The organism is Methyloferula stellata AR4, assembly GCF_000385335.1.
Taxonomy (GTDB): Bacteria; Pseudomonadota; Alphaproteobacteria; order Rhizobiales; family Beijerinckiaceae; genus Methyloferula; species Methyloferula stellata.
The window spans coordinates 3295753-3318506 of the sequence record NZ_ARWA01000001.1 but is presented as its reverse complement, the minus strand read 5'-3'; the positions used below and the strand labels follow the sequence as shown (position 1 = coordinate 3318506).

At 60.9% G+C, this 22754-nt stretch carries 26 protein-coding genes; 13 read left to right on the top strand and 13 right to left on the bottom strand.

The features are described 5' to 3' along the window. Positions 1–11: 11 nt before the first annotated feature. Entirely contained in the window at positions 12–941 is a 930-nt protein-coding gene (locus A3OQ_RS0116365) for a metallophosphoesterase (protein WP_020176497.1), read from the bottom strand. Positions 942–1021: 80 nt separating this feature from the next. Further along, entirely contained in the window at positions 1022–1210 is a 189-nt protein-coding gene (locus A3OQ_RS24915; RefSeq protein ID WP_083931611.1) for a hypothetical protein, read from the bottom strand. Positions 1211–1359: 149 nt separating this feature from the next. Between A3OQ_RS24915 and A3OQ_RS0116355 the strand changes: the two genes are divergently transcribed. Both A3OQ_RS0116355 and A3OQ_RS0116350 read left to right on the top strand, forming a co-directional pair. Next, positions 1360–1746, top strand: coding sequence for an SgcJ/EcaC family oxidoreductase (locus A3OQ_RS0116355; RefSeq protein WP_020176495.1), 387 nt, complete (start codon positions 1360–1362; stop codon positions 1744–1746). Between the two features lie 67 nt (positions 1747–1813). Beyond that, a complete protein-coding gene (locus A3OQ_RS0116350; RefSeq protein WP_020176494.1) occupies positions 1814–2584 on the top strand; it encodes a DUF1499 domain-containing protein in 771 nt (256 codons plus the stop codon). Positions 2585–2809: 225 nt separating this feature from the next. Here A3OQ_RS0116350 and A3OQ_RS0116345 read toward each other — a convergent pair whose 3' ends face one another. Genes A3OQ_RS0116345 through bioF form a run of 3 tightly spaced genes read right to left on the bottom strand, consistent with a single transcriptional unit; the run spans position 2810 to position 5615 of the window. Next, the gene (locus A3OQ_RS0116345; protein WP_020176493.1) at positions 2810–3730 is read right to left on the bottom strand and encodes an MBL fold metallo-hydrolase; all 921 of its coding nucleotides are present in this window, start codon (positions 3728–3730) and stop codon (positions 2810–2812) included. Continuing rightward, positions 3727–4413, bottom strand: coding sequence for a dethiobiotin synthase (gene bioD, locus A3OQ_RS22760; protein ID WP_020176492.1), 687 nt, complete (start codon positions 4411–4413; stop codon positions 3727–3729). Before bioD ends, A3OQ_RS0116345 begins: the two co-directional genes overlap by 4 nt. Further along, positions 4395–5615, bottom strand: coding sequence for an 8-amino-7-oxononanoate synthase (gene bioF / locus A3OQ_RS22755; RefSeq protein ID WP_200860035.1), 1221 nt, complete (start codon positions 5613–5615; stop codon positions 4395–4397). Before bioF ends, bioD begins: the two co-directional genes overlap by 19 nt. A 52-nt stretch (positions 5616–5667) precedes the next feature. Between bioF and A3OQ_RS0116330 the strand changes: the two genes are divergently transcribed. The 9 genes from A3OQ_RS0116330 (at position 5668) to A3OQ_RS0116290 (ending at position 11820) form a co-directional block, all read left to right on the top strand. Further along, positions 5668–6906, top strand: a complete 1239-nt coding sequence (locus A3OQ_RS0116330) for an adenosylmethionine--8-amino-7-oxononanoate transaminase (RefSeq protein WP_020176490.1) — start codon at positions 5668–5670, stop codon at positions 6904–6906. A 70-nt stretch (positions 6907–6976) separates the two neighbouring features. Beyond that, positions 6977–7870, top strand: a complete 894-nt coding sequence (locus A3OQ_RS0116325; protein ID WP_152428490.1) for an SMP-30/gluconolactonase/LRE family protein — start codon at positions 6977–6979, stop codon at positions 7868–7870. Between the two features lie 93 nt (positions 7871–7963). Further along, on the top strand, positions 7964–8863 hold the full coding sequence (locus tag A3OQ_RS0116320; RefSeq protein ID WP_020176488.1) for a sterol desaturase family protein: 900 nt from the start codon (positions 7964–7966) through the stop codon (positions 8861–8863). A gap of 61 nt (positions 8864–8924) precedes the next feature. Further along, entirely contained in the window at positions 8925–9572 is a 648-nt protein-coding gene (locus A3OQ_RS0116315; RefSeq protein ID WP_020176487.1) for a sigma-70 family RNA polymerase sigma factor, read from the top strand. A gap of 31 nt (positions 9573–9603) precedes the next feature. Further along, on the top strand, positions 9604–10083 hold the full coding sequence (locus tag A3OQ_RS0116310; RefSeq protein ID WP_020176486.1) for a hypothetical protein: 480 nt from the start codon (positions 9604–9606) through the stop codon (positions 10081–10083). A 2-nt stretch (positions 10084–10085) separates the two neighbouring features. Then, complete coding sequence (locus A3OQ_RS22750; protein ID WP_051116046.1) at positions 10086–10574, top strand: periplasmic heavy metal sensor; 489 nt, start codon at positions 10086–10088, stop codon at positions 10572–10574. A 114-nt stretch (positions 10575–10688) separates the two neighbouring features. After that, positions 10689–10937, top strand: a complete 249-nt coding sequence (locus tag A3OQ_RS0116300) for a cysteine rich repeat-containing protein (RefSeq protein WP_020176484.1) — start codon at positions 10689–10691, stop codon at positions 10935–10937. A 248-nt stretch (positions 10938–11185) separates the two neighbouring features. Next, positions 11186–11398, top strand: a complete 213-nt coding sequence (locus tag A3OQ_RS0116295) for a hypothetical protein (protein ID WP_020176482.1) — start codon at positions 11186–11188, stop codon at positions 11396–11398. 95 nt (positions 11399–11493) lie between these two features. Next, entirely contained in the window at positions 11494–11820 is a 327-nt protein-coding gene (locus A3OQ_RS0116290; protein ID WP_026595912.1) for a hypothetical protein, read from the top strand. Positions 11821–11928: 108 nt separating this feature from the next. Here the strand turns inward: A3OQ_RS0116290 and A3OQ_RS0116285 are convergent, their stop codons facing one another. The 3 genes from A3OQ_RS0116285 to A3OQ_RS0116275 form a co-directional block, all read right to left on the bottom strand. After that, on the bottom strand, positions 11929–12426 hold the full coding sequence (locus A3OQ_RS0116285) for a GNAT family N-acetyltransferase (protein ID WP_020176480.1): 498 nt from the start codon (positions 12424–12426) through the stop codon (positions 11929–11931). Further along, positions 12416–14053, bottom strand: coding sequence for a GMC family oxidoreductase (locus A3OQ_RS0116280; RefSeq protein ID WP_020176479.1), 1638 nt, complete (start codon positions 14051–14053; stop codon positions 12416–12418). The genes A3OQ_RS0116285 and A3OQ_RS0116280 overlap by 11 nt, the downstream gene beginning before the upstream one ends. 115 nt (positions 14054–14168) lie before the next feature. Next, complete coding sequence (locus A3OQ_RS0116275) at positions 14169–15338, bottom strand: FUSC family protein (protein WP_152428488.1); 1170 nt, start codon at positions 15336–15338, stop codon at positions 14169–14171. Positions 15339–15620: 282 nt separating this feature from the next. On the opposite strand from A3OQ_RS0116275, the gene A3OQ_RS0116270 reads away from it, so the two are divergent. Further along, a complete protein-coding gene (locus A3OQ_RS0116270) occupies positions 15621–16628 on the top strand; it encodes a 30S ribosomal protein S2 (RefSeq protein ID WP_020176477.1) in 1008 nt (335 codons plus the stop codon). Between the two features lie 245 nt (positions 16629–16873). After that, positions 16874–17806 (top strand): translation elongation factor Ts, encoded by a 933-nt coding sequence (tsf, locus tag A3OQ_RS0116265; protein WP_020176476.1) that lies wholly within the window; start codon positions 16874–16876, stop codon positions 17804–17806. 3 nt (positions 17807–17809) lie between these two features. On the opposite strand, the gene A3OQ_RS0116260 is transcribed toward tsf, so the two are convergent. From A3OQ_RS0116260 to A3OQ_RS0116240, 5 genes are all read right to left on the bottom strand, one after another. Next, positions 17810–18079: a BrnA antitoxin family protein gene (locus tag A3OQ_RS0116260; RefSeq protein WP_020176475.1), complete on the bottom strand. Its 270-nt coding sequence runs from the start codon at positions 18077–18079 to the stop codon at positions 17810–17812. Continuing rightward, entirely contained in the window at positions 18063–18365 is a 303-nt protein-coding gene (locus A3OQ_RS0116255) for a BrnT family toxin (RefSeq protein ID WP_026595910.1), read from the bottom strand. The genes A3OQ_RS0116260 and A3OQ_RS0116255 overlap by 17 nt, the downstream gene beginning before the upstream one ends. A 47-nt stretch (positions 18366–18412) precedes the next feature. After that, positions 18413–18934 (bottom strand): metallophosphoesterase, encoded by a 522-nt coding sequence (locus A3OQ_RS0116250; RefSeq protein ID WP_020176473.1) that lies wholly within the window; start codon positions 18932–18934, stop codon positions 18413–18415. A gap of 62 nt (positions 18935–18996) precedes the next feature. Continuing rightward, positions 18997–20241 carry a NupC/NupG family nucleoside CNT transporter gene (locus A3OQ_RS0116245; RefSeq protein ID WP_020176472.1) on the bottom strand — a complete coding sequence of 415 codons (1245 nt, stop codon included), beginning with the start codon at positions 20239–20241 and terminating at the stop codon, positions 18997–18999. A 174-nt stretch (positions 20242–20415) separates the two neighbouring features. Beyond that, entirely contained in the window at positions 20416–22746 is a 2331-nt protein-coding gene (locus A3OQ_RS0116240; protein WP_244427168.1) for a TonB-dependent receptor, read from the bottom strand. Between the last annotated feature and the right edge of the window lie 8 nt (positions 22747–22754).

Sequence of the window (22754 nt, the reverse complement as noted above, 5' to 3'; positions counted from 1 at the left end):
AGTTTTCGGGATCATGCTGTCGGTTTTGAATCGCCGCTGCCGCTTGTCAGTGTCACCGATACGACTTCAGGTGGCCGCATGATGCGGATCGGCGCGATCGACGTTCCAAGACCGCCCGAGATGATCATGTGGCGATCGTTCTCGATAATATGGCCATAGACCTTATCGGTGCCGAAATTGGCTCTTTCGTAAATCGGGCTGATGAATGGAAGATTGACTTGGCCGCCGTGCGTGTGGCCGCACAGCGTCAGAGCAACACGACTCGGAACCCGGTGAAAGAGGAAAGGTTCATGCGCCAGAAGGACGACCGGCGCGTCATCGTTGATTTTGGCGAGCGTCGCCGGAAGATCGTCCATGCCGTGAAAATGATGCCGGCCAGCCGGCTGCGCCATCTGGTCGCCGAGGCCCGCGACCCAAAAGCTCCGGTCGCCCTTGCGCAAGCTGATGGCTTCGTTTTCGAGCAGCGTAATGCCGGCATGGCGCAGGCCGCGGCGAACGCCGTCGCCCTCGTCGCCCTTTATGCCGGGCAGGGCCCCGTGCCATATATCGTGATTGCCGAGCACGGCGTAAACGCCGAGCGGCGCCTCTAGAATCGAAAGCGCCTCGGCCCATTGGTCCGGCATGACGGGACCGCTGACGAATTTATGGCCGCCATTGAAATCGCCGAGAAGGAAGATGATGTCAGGCGAAAGCGCATTGGCGACTTCCGCTATGGAGCGGACGCGCGAGGCCGGCATCCAAGGTTCGCAGGCATGAATATCGGCGAGAACGGCGGCTTTCAGTTCAAGCCCCTGCGGCCACCGCGGCGGCGTGACCTTGTAGGAGGTCACGTCGAGCAGCAGGCCGGGTTCGATGACCGTGGCATAGGCGCCTGAGGCCATGCCGGCAACCGTAAGTCCGCCGAGACCTTGCAGGAACAAACGGCGGCTGAGAAAAGTCATCCTGAAAACACCATGGCGCGATCGTCGGAGCGGACGATACGGACCTTGTCATTTAAGATCATGGCATAATTCAGCAACGATCATCTTGCCGCAGGCTGGACCGCCGGGAGCATGAGGCTTTCGGCCAGCGGCCGATTGTCATGCGGATGGTTAATCTCAAGCGCGGCGGCGACGGCGGAGATCCCGATCTCGCGATAAAGACGCGATAAAAGATCATTTGTGCCGGTTGCGGGGCTTGCCGGGACTTCCAATACAGCTTGCTCTTGCATGTGATCAACTCTTACGCGAGGACGGAAACAGGATCCGAGACCTGCGAATGGTCGGCGCATGCGGTTAACGAGGCATGAAGAATCTTAGCTTTACGGGATGAGTTTTCTTTTCAATATGGTTAGGAATATGTTTCGCCGATAGCCGAAGGATGCCGAACGTGAGCGATGACGAGCGGGCCATCCGCGACTTGGTCGATTGCTGGCTTGCGGCCAGTGCGAAAGGCGACATCGCGACGGTCCTCGGGCTGATGACCGATGACGTGATCTTCATGGTTCCCGGCCGCGAGCCGTTCGGAAAAGCGGCTTATGAAGCGGCTGCGAAAGCCATGCAAGGCATCCGCATCGAAGCAAAAAGCGACATCCTGGAAATCGAGATCATCGGCAGCTTCGCCTATCTCCGCAATTTTCTCGAAATGACGATCGCGCCGCCGGACGGTGCGCCCGCTGTCCGCAAATCTGGCTATGTGCTTACGATTTTGCGCAAGGAAGCCGATGGCCGGTGGCGGCTCGCGCGCGATGCCAATTTGCTGATTTAGGCGACGGAGCTACTATGTCCGGCCTCGCCCTGCTTCGCTGCGGCGATATTTTACAAATGAGCCTTTCATGCGTCGTCTGATCGTCGAAGAGCCCTATGCCGAGACAGCAGTCTGGAGCCGGCGCCTCGGCTTTTTCGCCTTGGCTGTGGCGGGCATAGGCGTTTTGTCGGCGCGGACCGGCCTCGATCCGACGCCGGTCTATGCCATCCTCGGCTCGTCTTTCGCCATTGCCTGCATCGCCGTTCTATGTGCCGGCGCCGCGATCATCGTGATCTGGCAGACCGGGCGCAAAGGCACCGGACGGCTGCTGGCGGGCCTTGCTCTCGCCTTTCTGCTTCTGGGCTATCCGGGCTTTCTCGCCGTGCAGGCGATCAGACTGCCGGTCCTCGCCGATGTTTCGACCGATCTCGACGATCCGCCGGCTTTCGCGCGGTCCAAAAAAGCGCTGGCCGCGCGCAATGGCGTGACGCCGGAACCTGTCTCCGACGATCTGCGGCAGCAGCAGATGCGCGCCTATCCGGCCATTCAGCCGATCCTCCTCGATCTCGATGCCGACGAGGCCTATAAAACGGTATTGAAGGTCGCCGCGGCTAAACATTGGCAGATCGTGGATCAGACCTCGCCCGGCGGACGCTCCGGCGTCGGTCATGTCGATGCCATGGTGCGCGGGCTCATCCTGGGCCTGCCCGACGACGTGACGATCCGGATCAGGCCGCAAGCCGGCCAAACCCGCGTCGACATGCGTTCTGTTTCGCGCATCGGACATCATGATTTCGGCGCCAATGCCTATCGCATCAAGCAATTCCAGCAGGCGCTCGAGGCCGAAGCTTCGAAGTAATTACTAAGATCGAGAACTCATCGGGGTCCAATACCAAACCCTCATCCTGAGGAGCTTGCCATAGGGCGGTGCGAGGCGACGCCCGTCGCAAGCAACGGGCTGTGGCAAGCGTCTCGAAGGACGAGGGTTTGGAATCGATAAGGTAATGCTGATCCCTCGCCCTTCGAGACGCACGCCTGTCGGCGCGCTCCTCAGGGTGAGGGATCAGGTCGTGAGGTTCGAAATCTAGCGCAAGCGATAAAAGGCGGTGAGCGTCGCTTGGCCCTCTGACGTGACTTGCTTGCGGTTGATTAGATCTTCGAGATGCGCGAAGGCCGACAGCGCCGCGGCGCCGCGCAAGCGCGGATCGAGATCCTTATAGACGGCGGCGACGATCGCCTCGATTTTCGTATCGCCGGCCTTCAGCCGGTCGAGGATCGCGGCTTCCCGCGCATGCCGATGATGTACGAGCGCGCGAACGAAGCGCTGCGGCTCGTCGACGGGCGCGCCATGTCCCGGCCAATAGACGCGGTCGTCGCGGGCGAGCAGTCTGTCGAGCGAGTCCATGTAGGGCCGCATGGCGCCGTCCGGCGGCGCGACGATCGTCGTCGACCAGGCCATCACATGATCGCCGGAAAAGAGCCCCTGTTCTTCAACGAGAGCAAAGGCGAGGTGGTTCATCGTATGGCCGGGCGTCGCGACGCAGGCAAGCGTGAAGCCATCGCCTTGAACAAGATCGCCGTCGCGCAGCAGCCGGTCAGGCTTGTGCTCCAGATCATTGGCGGCATCGAGCGGGTTGATTTCGCCGAGCGCCAGATCGCGCGCCGGCACGTAAGGCCCGCAGCCGATGATCTCGGCGCCGGTCGCCTGTTTTAATAGACGCGCGCCGGGCGAATGATCGCGATGCGTATGGGTCACGAGCGCGGCTGTGATTGTCTCGCCCTGAACGGCCGAGAGGATCGCCGCTATGTGCGCCGGATCGCCGGGGCCTGGATCGATGACCGCGACGCGGCCTTCGCCGACGATATAGGTGCATGTGCCGGTGAAGGTGAAGGGCCCCGGATTATTCGCGACGATACGGCGGACGCGCGGCGACAGGCGCATGAGCTCGCCGGGGCGGGCCGGAAAGTCGCGTCTATAGGGGATCTCTTCTGGAGCTTCGGTCATGCGATGCACAGCGCCTTGATGATATCGTCGAAGGACGCGCTCGAAAATGCGCCTGGCCTTTGCCGTGGAAGGGCGATCAAGGGCACGCTACCGCAGAAATGCGACAGAGTTTCGAGTGTGTCGTCCATCGTGACCGTCGAGCCTTCCGATTCATTGATCACGATCATGCGCGGCAAAAGATTGCGTGTCTTCAACGTTTCCAGAGCCGAAAGACAATGGCTCACCGCACCAAGATAGGTGCCGCCCACAAGAATGATAGGCAAAGCGAGGCGCTGCATCCAATCGAGCACGGTGAAGCGCGTGTCGAGCGGCACCATGATGCCGCCCACGCCCTCGATCAGCACGAGACCGTCGTTCCCGGCAATGGCCGCTTGGCAAAATGCGGCGAGTTTTTCGACATCGATCGAGCGGCCTTCTTTGCGCGCCGCCATATCCGGCGAAAGCGGCGCCTTGAACCGCCAAGGCGAGATCGCGTCAAGCTCGGCCGGACTCACCTCGCGTCCAAGCGCTTCGAGCAAAACGGCAGGGTCGCTGCCTTTGGGATCGGTCTCGTCGAAACCGCTCGCGACGGGTTTCAAGGCCGAGACCTTCTGGCCGCCTGCGCGCAGCGCGCGGATGAGACCCGCCGTGACGAAGGTCTTGCCGGCATCGGTGCCCGTCGCCGTTATGAAGACGCCGGGCATAGGCTCGATAATCCGAGGCGCGTGCCGATGACATCGGCGAGGCGTTCTATTTCGGCGTCGGGATGGGCGGCGGAAAAGGCGATGCGCAAGCGCGCGGTGCCTTGCGGCACGGTCGGCGGCCGGATCGCGGTGACGAGAAAGCCTTCCTCCGCGAGCAATTGCGAGGCTGCGAGCGCCGCCTCAGGTTCGCCAATGATGAGCGGCACGATAGGGCTTTGCGCGAGCGGCAGGCCAAGCCGCTGCGTGAAGTTTTGCGCTTTTGAAAGCGGCAGGCGCGTGAGCTCCGGTTTCTGCTCGAAAATGTCGAGCGCGGCTATGGCGGCGCCCGCGCTCGCGGGCGGTAGGCCGGTCGAATAGATGAATGTCCGCGCGCGGGTCTTCACCAGGTCGATGACGGGTTTCGAGGCGCAAAGATAACCGCCGTAGCTGCCGGCGGCTTTCGATAATGTACCCATATGCAGGGGGATGTCGGCCGCGCAGCCGGCTGCGGCGGCCGAACCCCGGCCGTCGCCCACGACACCCAGTCCATGCGCGTCATCGATCATGAACCAGCAATTCTGATCGCGGCAGAGCGTGGCGAGCGCCTTCAAAGGTGCGCGGTCGCCATCCATGGAAAAGACGCCTTCGGTGATCAAAAGCGCATGCGGATAAGCGCCGCGATTGGCCTTCAGCAAGGATGCGACATGGTTCATGTCATTATGATCGAAGACGAGCGTGGATGCGCCCGACAATTGCGCGCCGGCATGGATGCAAGCATGCGACAAACGGTCGATGAGGATCAGATCCTCCTTGCCGACGAGTGTGGCGATCACGCCCAAATTGGCGAGATAGCCGGACCCGAAGACGCAAGCAGCCTCCGTGCCTTTGAGGCGTGCCAGTTTTTCTTCAAGCGCGACGAGCAGCGGATGATTGCCGGTGACGAGGCGCGAGGCTCCGGCCCCCGTGCCATAGACCTCGATAGCGGCTTTGGCCGCCGCTTTCACGGCCGGATGATGCGACAAATTGAGGTAATCGTTGCAGGAAAAGGATAGGAGCTTGCGTCCGCCGCGCTCGACGTAAAGCCCGTCGCGCGCGCTCTCGGCGAGCACGCGGCGCAGCGATATGCGCTCCAATTGCACGAGCTTGTCAGAGGCGAATTGATCGAGGCTTTGCACGGCGAGGCTTTCGTTATTGTCTTCAGGGGTGTAGCGCTTCCGCCCCATCTCCCGCAACATGAGGTATTTCAGCCGCATGAGCAAAGACCCCCCGGATTGGATGAGGCAAGGCCTGCCGCATCTCTGGCTGCCCTATACGCAGATGAAAACCGTGGCGTCGCCGCTGGCGGTCGCGCGGACCGAAGGCGCGCGCATTTTTCTCGAAGATGACCGCGTGCTGGTCGACGGTATCGCGAGCTGGTGGACGGCCTGCCATGGCTATAATCATCCGGCGATCCGCGCTGCCGTCGCGGCTCAGCTTGAGACGATGCCGCATGTGATGTTCGGCGGGCTCGTGCATCAACCGGCGGCCGATCTCGCGCGGCGGCTCGCCGCGCTTCTGCCTAGCGATCTCGATCATGTGTTTTTTTCAGATAGCGGCTCGGTCGCGGTCGAAGTCGCAATCAAAATGGCGGTTCAATATTGGCTGAACAAAGGCCTGCGCGGCCGGACCAAATGTCTGGCTTTCAAGGGCGCCTATCATGGCGACACGTTCGCGACCATGGCGATCTGCGATCCGGATGAAGGCATGCATGCGCATTTCAAGGGCGTGCTGCCGGAACAGATCATCGCCGATCTGCCTGAGGATGACGAAAAGTCGGCAGCGCTCGAGACCTTGATCGCGCGCCATGCGGATCAGCTTGCGGCGATCATCGTCGAGCCCCTCGTGCAAGGCGCCGGCGGGATGATCTTTCACGAGGCCGAGGTGTTGCGTCGCCTTCGGGCGCTGGCCGATAAATATGATCTTCTTCTGATCTTCGACGAGATTTTCACGGGCTTCGGCCGTACGGGATCGATGTTTGCTTGCGAGCAAGCAGGAGTCGTCCCCGACATCATCACATTGTCGAAGGCCTTGACCGGCGGCACGATGGCGCTCGCGGTGACCGTCGCGCGGCGGAAGGTGTTCGATGTTTTTCTATCCGACGATCCGGCGCATGCCTTGATGCATGGGCCGACCTTCATGGCCAATGCGCTTGCCTGCGCCGCCGCCAATGCCTCGCTCGATCTCTTCGAGCACGAGCCGCGCCTGGAGCAAGTGGCGGCGATCTCGCGAAGCTTGATGCTGGGCTTGGAGCCTTGCCGTGGCAGGCCCGGCGTGCGCGATGTGCGTGTCAAAGGCGCAATCGGTGTCGTCGAAATGGATAAGATCGCCGATCTCGGTGCCTTGAAGCGCCGCTTTATCGAAGCGGGCGTCTTCGTACGGCCTTTTGGGCGCGTTATTTATTTGACACCCGCTTTTACGATTCAAGCGGAGGAATTGAAATTGCTTACGCAGACGATCGTGAAGATTGTTGGCTGAAAAATTCAATCCGGAACGATCCACGCAACAGGTCGTTGATCTTGCTCATATTTTGTCAGAGGGATTCAGAATGGACATCGATCATGACGGCGGCCCCTTCGAGCCTTTGCCGAGCCGTGTGCTGACCACTTGGGCGCCGGGCACTTCGCTTGAAAACATCGCGGTCCGCAATGACGGCATGATCGCGGTCTCGATCCAATCCGAAGGCGAGATCGAGGAAATCGACCGTGCGGATTGGAAGCAGCGGCGCCTGGCGAAACTGCCTGTGCCGATCGCGGGCCTTGCCTATGACGCGTTCAAAAATCTTTGGGTCGCGGCGGGCGTCCCGCATCAGCCGCCGGGCATGATCTGGCGCGTGTCGAAAGACGGCGAACTTGCGCTCTGGTGCGGCATCGAGGACGCCGAACTCCTGAACGGCATGTGCGTCACCCCCGATGGCAGCGGACTTCTGGTCGCCGAATCCTTCACGGGCCGCATCCATTGGGTGAATATGCTGGAGCCGCAAACGCGCGTCTGGCTGATCGAGGATCAATTGAAGCCCGTGTCCGGCACGCGGACGGCGGGCGCCAATGGGATCAAGATCTGGAACGATCGCGCCGTTATCTCGGTCAGCGACCGCAACAAGCTCTTCGAGATCGGCCTCTCGGCCGCGGGCGAGGCGGGTCCGATGCGGGTCTTGGCCGAGCATCTGCGGGCCGATGATTTCGCCATCGATCCGGAAGGGACGCTTTATCTCGCCACGCATCGGATGAACTCCGTCGTGCGGCTGACGCGCGACGGCAAGCGAACAACGATCGGCGGCCCGCAGCAGGGGCTCGTCGGCGCCACGGCCGCCGCCTTCGGCCGCACTGGAGACGATGCCGATACGCTTTATGTGGTCACCAATGGCGGCCGCCATGCGCTTTACGAGGGCCAAATGCAGGACGCGAAACTCGTCGCAATCGACGTAAAGCCGGGGAAATAGGGGCCCCCGGCCAAGCTATCTCCGGGGGTTGGGACGCGGCCATCCGTAACAAGGAGGAATGTGTTCGCGCTACCCCCTTGGCCGGAGACTGTTATGTATCCCTATCATGTCCTCGTTTTGCGATTTTTCCCCTATATCGCAGCCGGGATCATCTTCGAGATCGCTTGGTACCTTCTGCTCTGGAAAGCGGCCTATCCCTGGAAGGAAATGGCCGCGAGCGTAGGCGTCTATGCCTTGCGCCTTCCGGCCCGGTTCCTGACGGCCGTCCTCATCGGCGGCTTGGCCCTCTTTGTCTGGTCGCTTCGGCCGCTCACCATTCCGCTCGATACGGCCTGGGGCGTGATCCTGCTCTTTCTAGGCGTGGAATTCGCCTATTATTGGATGCATCGCTTCGATCACACGATCCGTTGGATGTGGGCGACGCATGTCGTCCATCACACGCCGGAGCATCTGCATTTCGCCAGCGCCTTTCGCCTTGGCGCGACGGATCTGGTGTCCGGCGGCTGGCTGTTCTTCATGCCGCTCTATCTGATCGGCTTCAACCCAGTGGCTGTCGCCGGCATGCTTGCGGTCAATCTCTTCTATCAATTCTGGTTGCACACCGACGTCATCGGCAAGCTCGGGCCGCTCGAATGGATCTTCAATACGCCGTCGCATCACCGCGTTCATCACGCTTCGAACAGCGAATATCTCGACCGCAATTACGGTGGTATCCTGATTGTCTGGGATCGTATGTTCGGCACTTTCGCCGCGGAGCAGCCGCAGATCGCGATCAATTACGGGCTTGTTCAGCCGATCGGCAGCCTTAACCCGCTCAAGCTTGCGTTTCATGAGTGGATTGCCATGGCCAAGGATTTTTATCATGCGCCGACGTGGAGCGAGAAGGGGCAGCAGCTTTTCGGCCGGCCTGGCGGAAGCTTGGCAAGTCTGGCTTCAAGCCCGGACGAAAGCGTCGTGGTCCGCGACCAGATTTTATTGACCGGCACACGATAGACTTGAAGCCAGGAGCACTCTTGAGATGCGAAATATGATGCGCATTGAAAGGCTGGAGCGGATGGGATCTGTCCTTGCGGCGATGGCGTGGCCGGTTGCCGCCGTCCTGGTCCTGGTCGCATCAAGCGCCACGGTCCATGGCAGGCCGGGCGCTTTGAGGCCGCGTCTTTATGGCGATGCCGACGACTCGGAACTGCTCGAGTGGGCGGCCGACGGCGACCGCCGGGCCTTCGACGAAATCGTGAAGCGGCATGGTCCCTTTGCGTTGCGCGTCGCGTCGCGTCTCGTGTTCGATGCGGCGACAGCCGAGGATCTGGTTCAAGACGCGATGGTGCGGGCTTGGTCGCAGGCCAGCCATTTCGACCCGCGGCGTGCGCGTTTCACGACCTGGCTCTACCGGATCGTGGTCAATCTCTGCATCGATCATCGCCGCAGGATGAAGCCTGCGTCGCTGCCTGACGGTTTCGACGTGATCGATCCTGCCATCGGTGCCGACGAACGGATGGAGATCGACGAACGTCACGCGGCTCTGGCACTGGCGCTCAAGGACCTGCCGGTCCGCCAGCGCGCCGCGATGACGCTTGTCTATGATGAAGGCCTATCGGGGGCCGAGGCGGGACGCGTTCTCGGCCTCTCGGCCAAAGCGGTGGAGCGGCTTTTGGCGCGCGGGCGCGCCACGCTGCGCGAACATATGAAGACTTGCGCGTGATGGGATCGCGCGCGACGGAAGGAGTTTGGTTATGTTGACGCTCAAGCAGTTCACGGCAATGCTCGACAGCTACGGCGCCGATCCGCAGCGTTGGCCGGAGAACTTGCGCGCGGAGGCGGAGGCGCTTCTAGATCGGTCCGAGCAAGCGCGCCGGAGCCTTGCCGATGCCCTGGCGCTCGACGACGCGATGAGATCGGCAAGCGCACGGGAAGAAGCGAAGCTCTGGCAGCCGGGGGATCAGGATGCGGCGCTCGCGAGACTGCGTTCTGGCGTCGCGGCGAGGATCGCTTCGACATCTTATCAGCGCCCGAACCGCAGCTTGGCGTGGACGCTGTTTGGCGGCATGCAATCGGTCTTTTCTCCGCGTCTTGCCTGGGTCGGTGTCGGCGCGAGTGGCGGCATTGCCGTTGTCGCGGGATTACTGATCGGCGCGGCCTACAGCGCGCCATCCGCATCCGACAATCTCATGACCATGCTGCAGCCGGACCCCATCCAGATATTGGCGGATTGAACATGCGCGCATTCACTGAAAACTGGCATCAGCAGCCGATCTGGAGACGGATCGCCTTGCCTATGTCGCTCGTCTTGAACATTTTCCTGATCGCGGTGATCGGCGGACACATGCTGCACCGTCATGCGCACGATGCGGCTCTCGATGGATCCTTCCTGAAGCGTGCTTTGGCCGACGCCGAAGCCAGCCTCTCCAAACCCGACGCTGAGGCGTTCGGCGCTGTCCTGCGTCGCGATGCGCCGCGCTATAGACCGGCCGCCGCCGATTTCGCCCAGGCTCGCGAAGCGCTCGCAAAGCAAATCGAGACCGAGCCGTTCGATAAGGAAGCCGTCAGGCGTGCGTTCGCGGCGTCGCGCGAGAGTTGGGACCGCTTAACGGGTGAATTTGGAAATACGCTGGTCGACGCGCTGGCGGATGTGTCGCCCGAGGGCCGGCGGAAGCTTGTCGCAGAACGCCGGCGAAGCATGGGCGGCGCTCCGGTTGCCGAGTGATCGCAGCATCAACACCCCGCGCTCATGATGAGGGCCGCGGGGGATCACAAGCTTTAGGTCGTATTATCTCGTGTTGACGGCGGCACCGGACCGCCGGATTGGAGGCAACGATCAATGAAATACGAATCGATCCAAAAGCTCGGCGGGATCGCGCTCGTCACAGCGCTCGCCCTTGCCAACGGCACCAATACGGCGATGGCCCAGCAGAGCGTAATCCGCGAAGCCTGCGCGGCGGATTATAAATCGCTGTGCTCCGGTGTGCAGCCGGGCGGCGGCCGCATCATCGCCTGCCTCAAGGAGAATGCCGGTAAGCTCTCTCCCGGCTGTCAGAAGGCGTTGGAATCGGCCAAGGCGCCCCAATAAGGTCGAAAACCCAACTCGGCGAATAGGCCTGACAACAAAGTTCGAGTCGGTTTCAGCTACACCTTCGACCGGCCGCTGTAAGTGTCCAGCGGACTCTTGCAAGGCAATTAAAGTGAAACTCGCTGCGGTCGTGAGGCTTTGACAGCCGCGCGGCTGCCCGAAAAAAGCGAGTTCTTCAAGCCCCGAGCGCATCTGGAAAGCAGCGTCGACTGCGCGACATTGCGCCCGCAAACACGCGAGATGTTGCGATGAGCGAAACACCTTTCGATCAAATCCGCATTAAGCAGGCGAAGCAAAGACGAAAGCAGAAAGAGAGCCTTTTGATCATCGCCGGCGCTATCGTCGTCGGTATCTGTCTTGGCATCGGGTCGGTCGTCCTGATTGTGCGCGACGGCGGCTGCGGCATGCCGTTTTTCAACTGCGACACGATCGAAAGCACAGATGCGGACGGCGGTCTTTAAAGCAGCAATCCGCGATTTTGCATGTCGCAACAGCCAACCAAATCCGTATCACATGCATACGGCACGACCGTATCGTTCGTTTAGGAGTCTTATCGATGATACGTAAACTTATGCTGGCATCCGCCGTGGTCGCCGCAACGGCTGCGGCCGTCGTTTCTCCCGCTAACGCTGGCGCATGGTATTATCATGGTCCGCATGGCGGATATGCCTGGGGATATCGCGGCTGGGGATATCATGGCTGCTGTTATGGCGGCGGTGCCGTTGCCGCCGGTGCTGCGGCAGGAGTCGTTGCGGGCGCAGCCATCGGCGCGGCCGCGGCGCGCCCGGCTTATCCCGCACCCGCTGTCGTCTACGCGCCGCCGCGCGTCGTCTATGCCGCGCCGCCGGTGGTCTATGCGCCGCCGGCCTATTACGTGCGCTAACCGTTCATCCCGCTCTAAACTTTGTTTTGACGCATGATCTTATTCCGAAAAGTCCGCAACTTTTCGGGATCATGCTCTAGCGACTCCAGAGCATCTCCGGAGTCGCGCTTAAACGAAGTTCTTCTGCAGCATAAGAATAAAGGGCCGGAAGCTCTGAGAGGTGAAAAAGGCTTGCGCGACTTGGTTCGTCGCCCAAGTGGCAAGCACGAGTTTGGTGATACCCTCGGCGCGGGCTTCGGCCTCGATGTTTCTTAGAAGAGCGGAGGCCACACCGCGCCGCCGCGCCGCCGTGTCGACGGCGATATGATGCACATAGAAGCGTCGCGTCGGGAATGTGAAAGGCGTATCCGCGGTCTCTTGTTTCTCGAACCAGACATAGCCGGCGATCAAGCCGTCGATCTCGGCGACGCGAAACTGATGCTGCGGGGCCGAGAGTTGCGCGGCAAAATAGGCCGAAACCTCGACCTCATCCGTGACGGCTTTGAAAAGCTCGGGTTCCAGCTCCGCGTGCAAACGCTGAACCGTTTGATTGATGCGGCCGATCGCATCTATGTCGGCCTCATCGGCGGGGCGCACCGAAAGGGATGTGGCCGTCTCATTGTCCATTCCGTGCATCCTCCAGGATCATCGCCGCGCCTTTTTCGGCAATCATCATCGTCGGCGAGTTCGTGTTGCCGGAGGTGATGCGCGGCATGGCGGAAGCATCGATCACCCGCAAGCCCGTAATCCCGCGCACCCGCAGGCGCGCGTCAAGCACCGCGCCCTCGTCATGATCGGCGCCCATGCGCGCCGTGCCGACAGGATGGAAGATCGTCGTGCCGATCGCGCCAGCCGCTTTCAGGAGATCTTCGTCGCTCTGCGCAGCGGGGCCGGGCAAATATTCTTCCGGCTGGAAGCGCGCGAGCGGCGCCTGCGCGATGATTCGGCGCGTCAGCTTCAATGCATCGACCGCGACGCGGCGATCTTCCTCCGTCGACAGATAATTGGGCCTGATTTCGGGCGGCGATAGAGGGTCCGGGCTGACGGCATGGACCGAGCCACGGCTCGACGGGCGCAGGTTGCAGACGCTCGCCGTGAAGGCCTCGAAAGGATGGAGCCCCATGCCCCAGGCATCGAGCGAGAGCGGCTGGAAATGATATTCGAGATTGGCCGTCGCATAGTCAGGGGAGGATTTGGTGAACATGCCGACCTGGCTCGGCGCCATGGTCAAAGGGCCGGTGCGAAACAGAGCATATTCGATCCCCATCCAGCCGCGCTTCACGAGATTGGCATAGCGCAGGTTGAGAGTCGGAATGCCCGTCACCTTATAGACCGGCCGGATTTGCAGATGATCCTGGAGGTTTTCGCCGACGCCGGGCGCGTGAAGATGAACCTTAACGCCGAGACTTTGCAGCCGCGCCGCATCGCCGACGCCGGACAATTCAAGCAATTTCGGCGTGGCGACGGCGCCAGCCGACAGCACGACCTCTCGCCGTGCGCAGGCGATAAAGCGTCGTCCGTTGCGCGAGAAAATGACCCCTCCCGCGCGTTGGTTCTCGATTGCGACGTGCTCGACGTGAACGCCGGTCTCCAGCCTCATGTTTTGACGTTTCAGGATCGGTTTCAGAAAACCCCGCGCCGCGCTCCAGCGCCGGCCGCGCCGCTGGTTGACCTGGAAATAGGATGAGCCTTCGTTGTCGCCTGTATTGAAATCGGCGATTTTTTGAATCCCCGCATCCTCTGCCGCATCGCGTATCGCATCGAGCACGGCCCATCGGATTCGCGGCGGCTCGACGCGCCACTCGCCGCCATGGCCATGAAATTCATTCGCCGGTGCGAAGTGATCCTCATGTTTCAGGAAATAGGGCAACGTGTCGGCCCAGCTCCAGCCCTCCAACCCGAGTTGGCGCCAGCCGTCGTAATCCGCCGCCTGACCGCGCATATAGATCATCGCATTGATGGATGACGAGCCGCCGATCACCTTGCCGCGGGGGTAGGCGAGTGCGCGCCCGTTGAGGCCAGGCTCCGCCACCGTCTTGAACATCCAGTCGGCGCGGGGATTTCCGATCGCAAAGAGATAGCCGGCCGGAATGTGAAACCAGATCCAATTGTCATGGCCGCCGGCTTCCAGCACAAGCACGCGGTTTGCCGGATCGGCCGAAAGCCGGTTCGCCAAAACACAGCCTGCCGAACCGGCGCCGACGACAATGTAATCGTAGGTTCCAAAATCCTCGGCCGTGTCGGCGCCTGCCATGCTGTCCCGCCCTGAGATTTTCGTGTCTTAGCTTTGGATCGTCCTGGCTTTGGATCAAAACACGCTTTAAGGCGCCGCGCACCTATAGTCGGATGCGTCTATCGTGGGAGGGGATTTACGTCTTAGGCTTGGATGCGCTCGCGGCCCCGGCATATTCATTTACCGCGCGCTGAAGATCCAACAGGTTTTGATGCAATTGCTCGAGCGCGAAACCGAGCGTGAAGACGCGTTCGGTCTCGAGCCCCGGTAGAGCGCGCGTCAGGCCTTCCAGCCGAAGCGCCGCGAATTGGGCCTCGTATTTTCCGATCGCGGCCTCGGTGGCCTGAGATGGCGGCGGAGGCCGCCGGGCTACGAGCGCGGCGCCGCAGCCGCGCAGATAGGCGTTTGTGCTCGTGCCCACCTCTTCGAGCAGAGGGTTGAGACGCGTTGCGAAGGGCTCGGGCAGGGGGGCCGCTGCCGCGCGTCCGATGATGACGAAATCGTGCCGCAGCCGCAAAAGCAGCCGCCCGAGAGAAGCGAGGTCCGGCTCGGGGTGCAGATAGGTCAGGCGCTCGCGTTTGGTTTCCGCAGCGATCGTCTGGAATTGGGCGATCGCGTCGCCGAGGCCGTCCTGGATGCGGACGGCGCCGCCCGGGCCTAGATCGCGGCTAAAACCTTCGAGCAATTGGGGCAGGACTTTCGCCAGGCGCTCAAGGACGGCGGCCGCGGCTTTCAGTCCCCGGCCATGCGCCTTTTCAGGCAGGATCACGAGCGAGACCACGACGGTGCTGACGCCGCCGATCAGGACTTCCAGCACGCGATAAATGGCGGAATCGACCGGGCTTTGCGCAAACTCGGTCGATACGAACAAGACGATGACGGCCGTGAAGGGCGCCACGCGGAACATGGGATTGAGGCCGGCCGCCAAGGCAAGCGGCGCGATGCTGAGGGTCAGGACGACGCCCAGCAGAGGTGTCGTCCCATGTGGAAGAATAAGGGCGAGCAGGCTGGCATAGATCGCGCCTGCCAGCGTACCGACGACATATTCGGAAATGGCGAGGATCGACCCGCCGACGCTGACCTGAGTCACGATGACGGCGGTCAAGACGGCCCAAAGCCCGCGCAGCGGGAAGTTGCCGAGCTGGGCAAGGCAGAAGGCCAGAAGCCCGGCGAACGTCACCCGCAGGCAGAAGCGTATCGGTGCCTTATGGGCCTCGAACCTGGAGCGGACGGAGCTCCAGGCAGCGGCCAAACCGCGTTTTTGCTCCGGCTGGGCGGAATTGGGTTGGCCGGTGCTCGTCGCCATAATATCAAAAATCCTCGTATCGGGCAGCAGGCCGGGCACGCCCAGCCGTCACAGGTTGAAACCGGCGCGTTTTCATAAGCCATTGCCTTGGAAAACCGCCAGCTTTTCCTATATGAGGCCCATGGGATGCCGCAGCCTTGCATTGCAAGCCCGCGCCCCCTATAAGCCCCTTCATTCCACACGCGGATCTTTGCGGACCTGACTTAAGGCCCGCTGCCGGTGGCTTCCTTGCCAAAGGGAGCCTGAACTGATTCCGCGGCGGCTCAACCGGAGAAACATCAGATGGCATTGCCTGAATTCACTATGCGTGGGCTTCTCGAATCCGGAGCCCATTTCGGCCACCAATCGCATCGCTGGAACCCGAAGATGGAATCCTTCATCTTCGGCACGCGCAATAATATCCATATCATCGACCTCGCCCAGACGGTGCCTTTGCTGCACCAGGCGCTGAAGGCCGTGTCGGATACGGTCGCGCGTGGCGGACGTGTGCTTTTCGTCGGCACCAAGCGCCAGGCGCAGGACGCGATCGCGGAAGCGGCGCGGCGCTCGGCGCAATATTACGTCAATTCGCGCTGGCTCGGCGGGATGCTGACCAATTGGAAGACCATTTCGGGCTCGATTCAGCGCCTGCGCAAGGTCGACGAAATGCTCGACGGCGGCGGCGCGACGGGCCTTACCAAGAAAGAGCGCCTCATGCTGTCGCGCGAACGCGACAAGCTCGAAAAGGCGCTGGGCGGCATCAAGGACATGGGCGGTACGCCCGACCTCATTTTCGTGATCGACACGAATAAGGAACAATTGGCGATCCAGGAGGCGGAGCGCCTGCATATTCCGGTCGTTGCGATCCTCGATACGAATTGCGATCCGGACGGCATCAATTTCCCGGTTCCCGGCAATGACGATGCCGGTCGCGCGATCAGCCTCTATTGTGACCTCGTTGCCCGCGCCGCGCTCGACGGCCTGTCGCGCAGCCAGGGCTCGACCGGTTTCGATGTCGGCGAAATGGAAGAGCCGGCAGCCGAGGTTCTTCCCGCCGAAGGCGGCGAGGCGCAGGGCCCGGCGTTCGAACTTCTCACCGCGCCGCGCGGCGCGCCCGACGATCTCGCCAAGCTGCATGGCATCGGGCCGCAGATCATCAAGAAGCTGAACGATGCCGGCATCTACCATTTCTGGCAGATCGCCGCGATGACGCCGGCCGATGCGGAAAAGGTCGATCACGATCTGAAGCTCGGCGGCCGTATCGACCGTGACGGCTGGATCGCTCAGTCCGGCACGCTCACCGCCGAATAAGCATGCCGGCGGCCGTCATCAGGCTGCGGCATCATCTAGAGCGGGATGAGGAAAAGCGGACACCGGTTTTCCGGCGCAATCAAGTTTACGCAGATTGCGTAAATTTATCTGCGCTATCCCGCTCTGAACTATTAGAACCGATCACGTTCATGATTGCGGATTGCTTCAATCCACAATCATGAACGTGATCTATGGATTTGATTGCAACGGCTGGATCGATCCACCCGAATCCGAAGGAATGAACGATGGCGAACGTCACCGCGGCGATGGTGAAGGATCTTCGGGAGAAGACCGGCGCCGGCATGATGGATTGCAAGAACGCACTCAACGAGACCGAAGGCGATATCGAAGCCGCGATCGACTGGCTGCGCAAGAAGGGCCTGTCGAAGGCCGCCAAGAAGGCCGGCCGAATCGCTGCCGAAGGGCTTGTCGCCATCGATGTCGAAGGCACGAGCGCTGTCGTGATCGAGGTCAATTCCGAGACGGATTTCGTCGCCCGCAACGATGATTTCCAGTTTCTGGTGAAGAACATCGCGCATGTCGCCGTCGAACATGGCCTGACCGATGTCGAAGCCTTGAAGGCCGCTGCCTATCCGGCGGGCGGCACGATTGGCGAGGCCATCGCCCAGACGGTTGCCAAGATCGGCGAGCATATGAGCCTGCGCCGTGCGGCGCTGATCCATGTGCCGACGGGTGCTATCGGCTCTTATGTCCATAATGCCGTGAGCCCCGGCATGGGCAAGATCGGCGTCATCGTCGGCTTGGCGACGACGGGCAACGCCGAATCCGTTCAGCCGCTGGCCCGCGAGATCGCCTTGCACGTCGCTTCCGCGGCGCCGCTGGCCGTCGATTCGGCTGGCATCGATCCGGCCATCGTCGAGCGCGAAAAGGCCGTGCTTGCCGACAAGAATGCCGGCAAGCCGCCGCATGTGCTCGAGAAGATCATCGAGTCGGGGCTGAAGTCCTATTATAAGGAAGTCTGCCTTGTCGATCAGCCGTCGAACTATCCGGAGCACGCGGGCAAGACGATCGGCCAGATCATCAAGGAAGCTGAAAAGCATGCTGGCGCGCCTGTGACCCTCGTTGGCTTCTATCGCTTCGCGCTCGGCGAAGGCATCGAGAAGGAAACGACCGATTTCGCGGCCGAGGTGGCGGCAGCGGCGGGCGGACAGGCGTAAGGATCAGACCTTGGTTTGCAGTTTTTCCGCCAACCAGGTTTTGATCAAGGATTGATAAGGAACGTCGCGTTTATTCGCGGCGATCTTGATCCCTTCCAGCAGTGACACTGGGAGGCGCAACGAAATCGATGTCGTGCTCGGCTTGAGGTTCGGAAGGCTTACGCGCTCCGCACCCGTCCAGTCGACATAATCGCTTGAATCATGCGCTTCCCAGAATTGCCGTTCCTCCGCTTCATTGGCGAAAGAGGGAACGGGCTTAAGCTTCTTCGTCATAATGGGCCCTTTCCATGGCGTGCATCGGACGCGCCGAGATCGCCCTGATCAGGCTTTCTGCGGCCCGCAGTGTAAAGGTAATGTGGAGCCGCCTTCCGTCATCCGTGCGTCCCAGTGCATGAAGCCGGTTTTCGCGTTCGCTATGCATAGCGTCCGGTGCGATCAACAAAGGGGCGTTGAAGAAAACCTGCTCGGCTTCAGCTTGGCTGACGGCGTGCTTATCGACGCTTTTGCGGCTATTGCCGGCGTCCCAGTCAAAACCTGTGACAAGTTTCCAATCAATCATTTGTATATTATCATCATATACATTTTTTGCAATCTCTTGCATCAGACTTAGGGGGCGCTTTTAGCTTTCCCCCGCTGCCGTGAAGCCAACATCGTCTCCAGCATGACCGGCCTATAGGCCCAGGCGTCGACTCCGACATCGAACTGCCGCGTCAGCTCCTTCAGCATGGCATGCGAATGGCCGTGCAGATCGACGGCGCCCTTGCCCATCTGGTTCCAGGTGCGGAACGCATAGTGGCACAAGATGCAATGCGTCTCGCCGAGCCGCAATTCGGTGTAATGCTGGACACTCGTCCAGGCGGGGCTTGCGAGCGTTTTCGGCCCGTCATTATTGCCGATGATGAGATGTTTGCGGCCGTGCAGCTTTTCGAGAAGCTCGCTCATGCCATCGGCGCCGGGTGCGACACCGACATCGCCCAAATGCCAGACCTCGTCGTCCTTGCCGACCGTCTCGTTCCAGCCGCGCTTCAAATGGTCGTCATGCTCGGCGATCGTCGCAAACGGGCGCTTCGCGGCGCGCAGAATGCGGGCCTCGCCGAAATGCGTGTCGCTGGTGAAGAAGACCGTCATGCGATTCCAAATTTATAGCGCATGATTTTTGTCCGAAAAGCCCGCACTTTCGGGATCATGCTTTAAGTGATCATGCCGATCACCGCGCCGCTCATCGAGGTCGCCAGCGTGCCGGAGAGGATCGAGCGCAGGCCAAGCGACACGATCTCATGTTTGCGCTCCGGCGTCATGGCGCTCATGCCGCCGACCAGAATGCCGAGACTGCCGAAATTGGCGAAGCCACAAAGTGCATAGATCATGATGAGGCGCGAGTGCGGGCTCAAGGCATCGGGTGGAAGTTGGGAAAAATTGAGATAGGCCACGAATTCGTTGAGCACGGTTTTGGTGCCCATCAGAGCCGAAGCCGTGCCGAGGTCCGGTTCTGGAATGCCGATCAGCCAGAGGATCGGCCAGAAGCCGTAAGCGAAGATGCGCTGCAAGGTGATCGGATCGCCGTCATGCGGCAACAGGCCAAGCGCAAGATTGACGAGACTCACGAGCGCGACGAGCACGATCAATGTGGCGATGATGGCGACGAGAATGCCGATGCCGTCATTGGTGCCGCGCACGATGGCTTCCATCGTGCTCGCGGGCGGATCGGGCAGGGACAATTTGCCCGATTCCTTCGGGTCTGGCGCAAAGGGCACCATGAGGGCTGCGACGGCGAGCGCGGCCGGCGTGCTGATGACCGAGGCAATGAGAATATGGCCCAAGGCATCCGGGATGACCGGGCCGATGAGACCCGCGTAAATCACCATTACGGTGCCGGCTATGCCGGCCATGCCGCAACTCATCAAGGCGAAGAGTTCGCCGCGCGACATTGTGTTGAGGTAGGGCCGGACGAGCAGCGGTGCTTCGACCATGCCGACGAAAATATGGACTGCGCCGCCGAGCGCGAGGGCGCCGCCTATGCCGAGCGTCCGCCGCAGTGCGAAAGCGAGCGCGCCGACGATGCGCTGCAGAATCCCCCAATAGAGAAGCAGCGAGGCGAGTGCGCTGATGACCAGGACAAGCGGGAAAGCGCGAAACGCCAGAATGAAGCTTGCGCCCGGCTGCGTCTCGGCAAAGGGCAAGGGGCCGCCGCCGAGATAGCCGAAAACGAGTGTCGTCCCCGCGTCGGTTGCCTTTTGGAGTGCGCCGACGCCGTCGTTGAGAAGCAGGAAAGCGCTCGTTGCGAGCGGGACTTTGAGAAAGAGAAACGCAAGGCCGATTTGCAGCGCGACGCCGACGATGACGATGCGCAGTGGAATGTGCCAGCGGTTCTCGCTCAAGATCCAGGCGATGAACAGAAGACTCAACAGCCCAAGGATACCATGCAACACAGCCATCTCGCCCGACCCTCGCTAGCACCGATAGGCTTATGCCCCATCTGCCATGCAAGCCCAAGCGTGCATCGTGCCACGGGTTCGCGCGGGGCGTCGAAATCCTTCTGAAACAAAAGGCCCCGGCGATCATCCGCCGGGGCCTTGCTTTATCCAAATCGATGAAAAGCCCGTCTATGATTACAGGGTCGCTTTCAGGCCGATGTAAAGGCCGATCGGCGGCGCGACCGTGATCGACTTGGGATTGTTGAATTGCGGGAAGCCGGCAAAGCCCGCCGTCGAATCGGTCTCGAACAAGGCGCCGTAAGTCGCGTAATGTTCGTTGAAAGCGTTTTGGATCAAACCATAGACCTGAACGTTCTTGGTGACCTGATAAGAGCTGCGCAGGTTGACGGTCGCAAAGCCCGGCAACGGGCTCAATGCATTGATCTGGTCGCCGAAGAAATAGCGGCTCGATTCATAGACGAAATCGCCGCCGACTTTCCATTCGGGAGTTACCGAATAATCGACGCCGAATTTCAGCCTGTTCCGTGGCACGCCGGGCAGGCTGTCGCCGGGCATGACTTGGATATTGCCGTTCGCATCGGCGAACGGATTATTGGGCGACGACAGCGAGACGGGCGTTCTGAAGGTCGCGTCAATATACGTATAGTTGATATAGGCGTTCCACTTTTCCGTCCTGTAGTTCAGGCTCGTTTCGACGCCTTGCCGGCGTGTCGTTCCGGCATTCTGAAAGAAGCCGAAGCCGGTGACCTGGCTGGGCACGCTCAAGATGTCGTTGTCGTTCATCGTCCGGAAAATGCCGGCGCTCCATTCCAATCTGCCGGGCACGACCTCGGCAACATCGAAATTGCCCTTGAAGCCCGCTTCGACCGTTTGCGAGATGACCTGTTTCAGCGGTGGATCGGAGACGAGAAAATTATCGATCATGCAGGGCTGGTTCGGATTGGCGCAGCCGAGTTCGAGCGGCGTCGGAGCGCGGTTGGCTTCCGACCAGCTTGCATAGGCCGAGACGTTCGGCGTGATCTTGTAGGTTGCGCCAGCGCCGGGATTGATATGCTGGAAATTGTTGGCGCTGTTGAGGCTGGGGCTTTGGCCGGTCAGATCGCTGAGATTGATCTGGGCGTTATTATAGCGAACGCCCGTAGTCACCGTCAGCTCGTTGGTGACGTCGAACGAATCGAGCGCATAGACGCCGAGGTAGCCGTTTTGGGCATTGAGGTCAGTTGGCGAAACGTCGGAGGCGGGTTCGTTGATGAAAATGCCGCTGCCGATCACGACGAAATTCGGGGCCGGAATGGTGCCGATCTCACTCTGGCCTTTGAAGTTCGACCAACCATGGTCATAGCTCACGCCGGCGGTGAACTTGTTATTATGGTCGATGATCTTATCCGTATCGGTCAGCTGGACTGTTGCGCCGGTGCTGCGCGAGCGTGTCCAATTCCGGTCGATCTCGCCGACGATCTGGCCGTTGCTGACATCTGGAATGCTGGTCGAATTGCCGCTGCCGTCGCAGAGGGTCGCTCCGCCGCATGAGGCAAAATTGCTGATATTGCCGTCGACATGCGCCTGGTCGAACGAGCGGATATAGCCGACCGTGTTGACTGTCAGAGTGTTCGTCACGTCGAACTTGCCGTTCAGCTGGACCATGCCGACGGTGTTTTGCGTCGTCTGCGGCGTCGTGAAGACAGAGCTTCGGTTGAAATCGACGAGCTCTTCAGGCGTCGTGCCGGCGACGCCCAGATTGGTGCGTCCACCGGTGAAGGCGAGATGGAGTTCATTGCCTTCGGCGCGATAGCCGAGATCGGCATAGCCTCTGTTGACATGCGAACCGCCGTCGTAGCGATAGCCATTGTCGTGCAGCGACTCGGCCGCGAAATAGAAGCCCCAATTGTCGATCGCCTTGCCATATTCGAACTCGGCTTGGCGGCGCATGCGGCTGCCGAAACGCAGGTCTGTCATGGTGCCTTGATAGGTGAAGCCATTGTTCATCTCGAGAACGACGGCGCCGCCAAGCGCGTTGAGGCCGAAGATCGGATTGCCGCTTTCAATCGTCGTGCGATTGATGGCGACCGACGGGATGGCGTCCCAATTGACCACGTCGCCGAAAGCTTCGTTGATGCGCACGCCGTTCTGATAGACCGCAAGGCCTTCCGGCGTTCCCGGGATGGGCGATGCGACGAAGCCGCGATAGTCGAGTTCTTGAACGAGCGGGCTGCCGATCACATCGTTCGTGCTGATGCCGGGCGTGCGGCGGGCGAGCGCTTCGGTGATTTCGTTTTGATGGGTTTGCTGAAATTCTTCGCGGCTCAACGTTTCGACATTATAGGGAACTTTGGTCCGTTCCGTCCCTTCGCCCCCGAGCGGCGTCGTCGCGACCACGTCGATTTGGGAAAGGACGACGGTTTGCGCCTGGGCTTTCATTCCATAGGCCGAAAGTGCGAGGCTGCTCGTCGCGAGCATGAGGGCGAGTTTACCGAACCTATGTTCTCTTTTTTCCCAAAAACGCACAGCCTGCC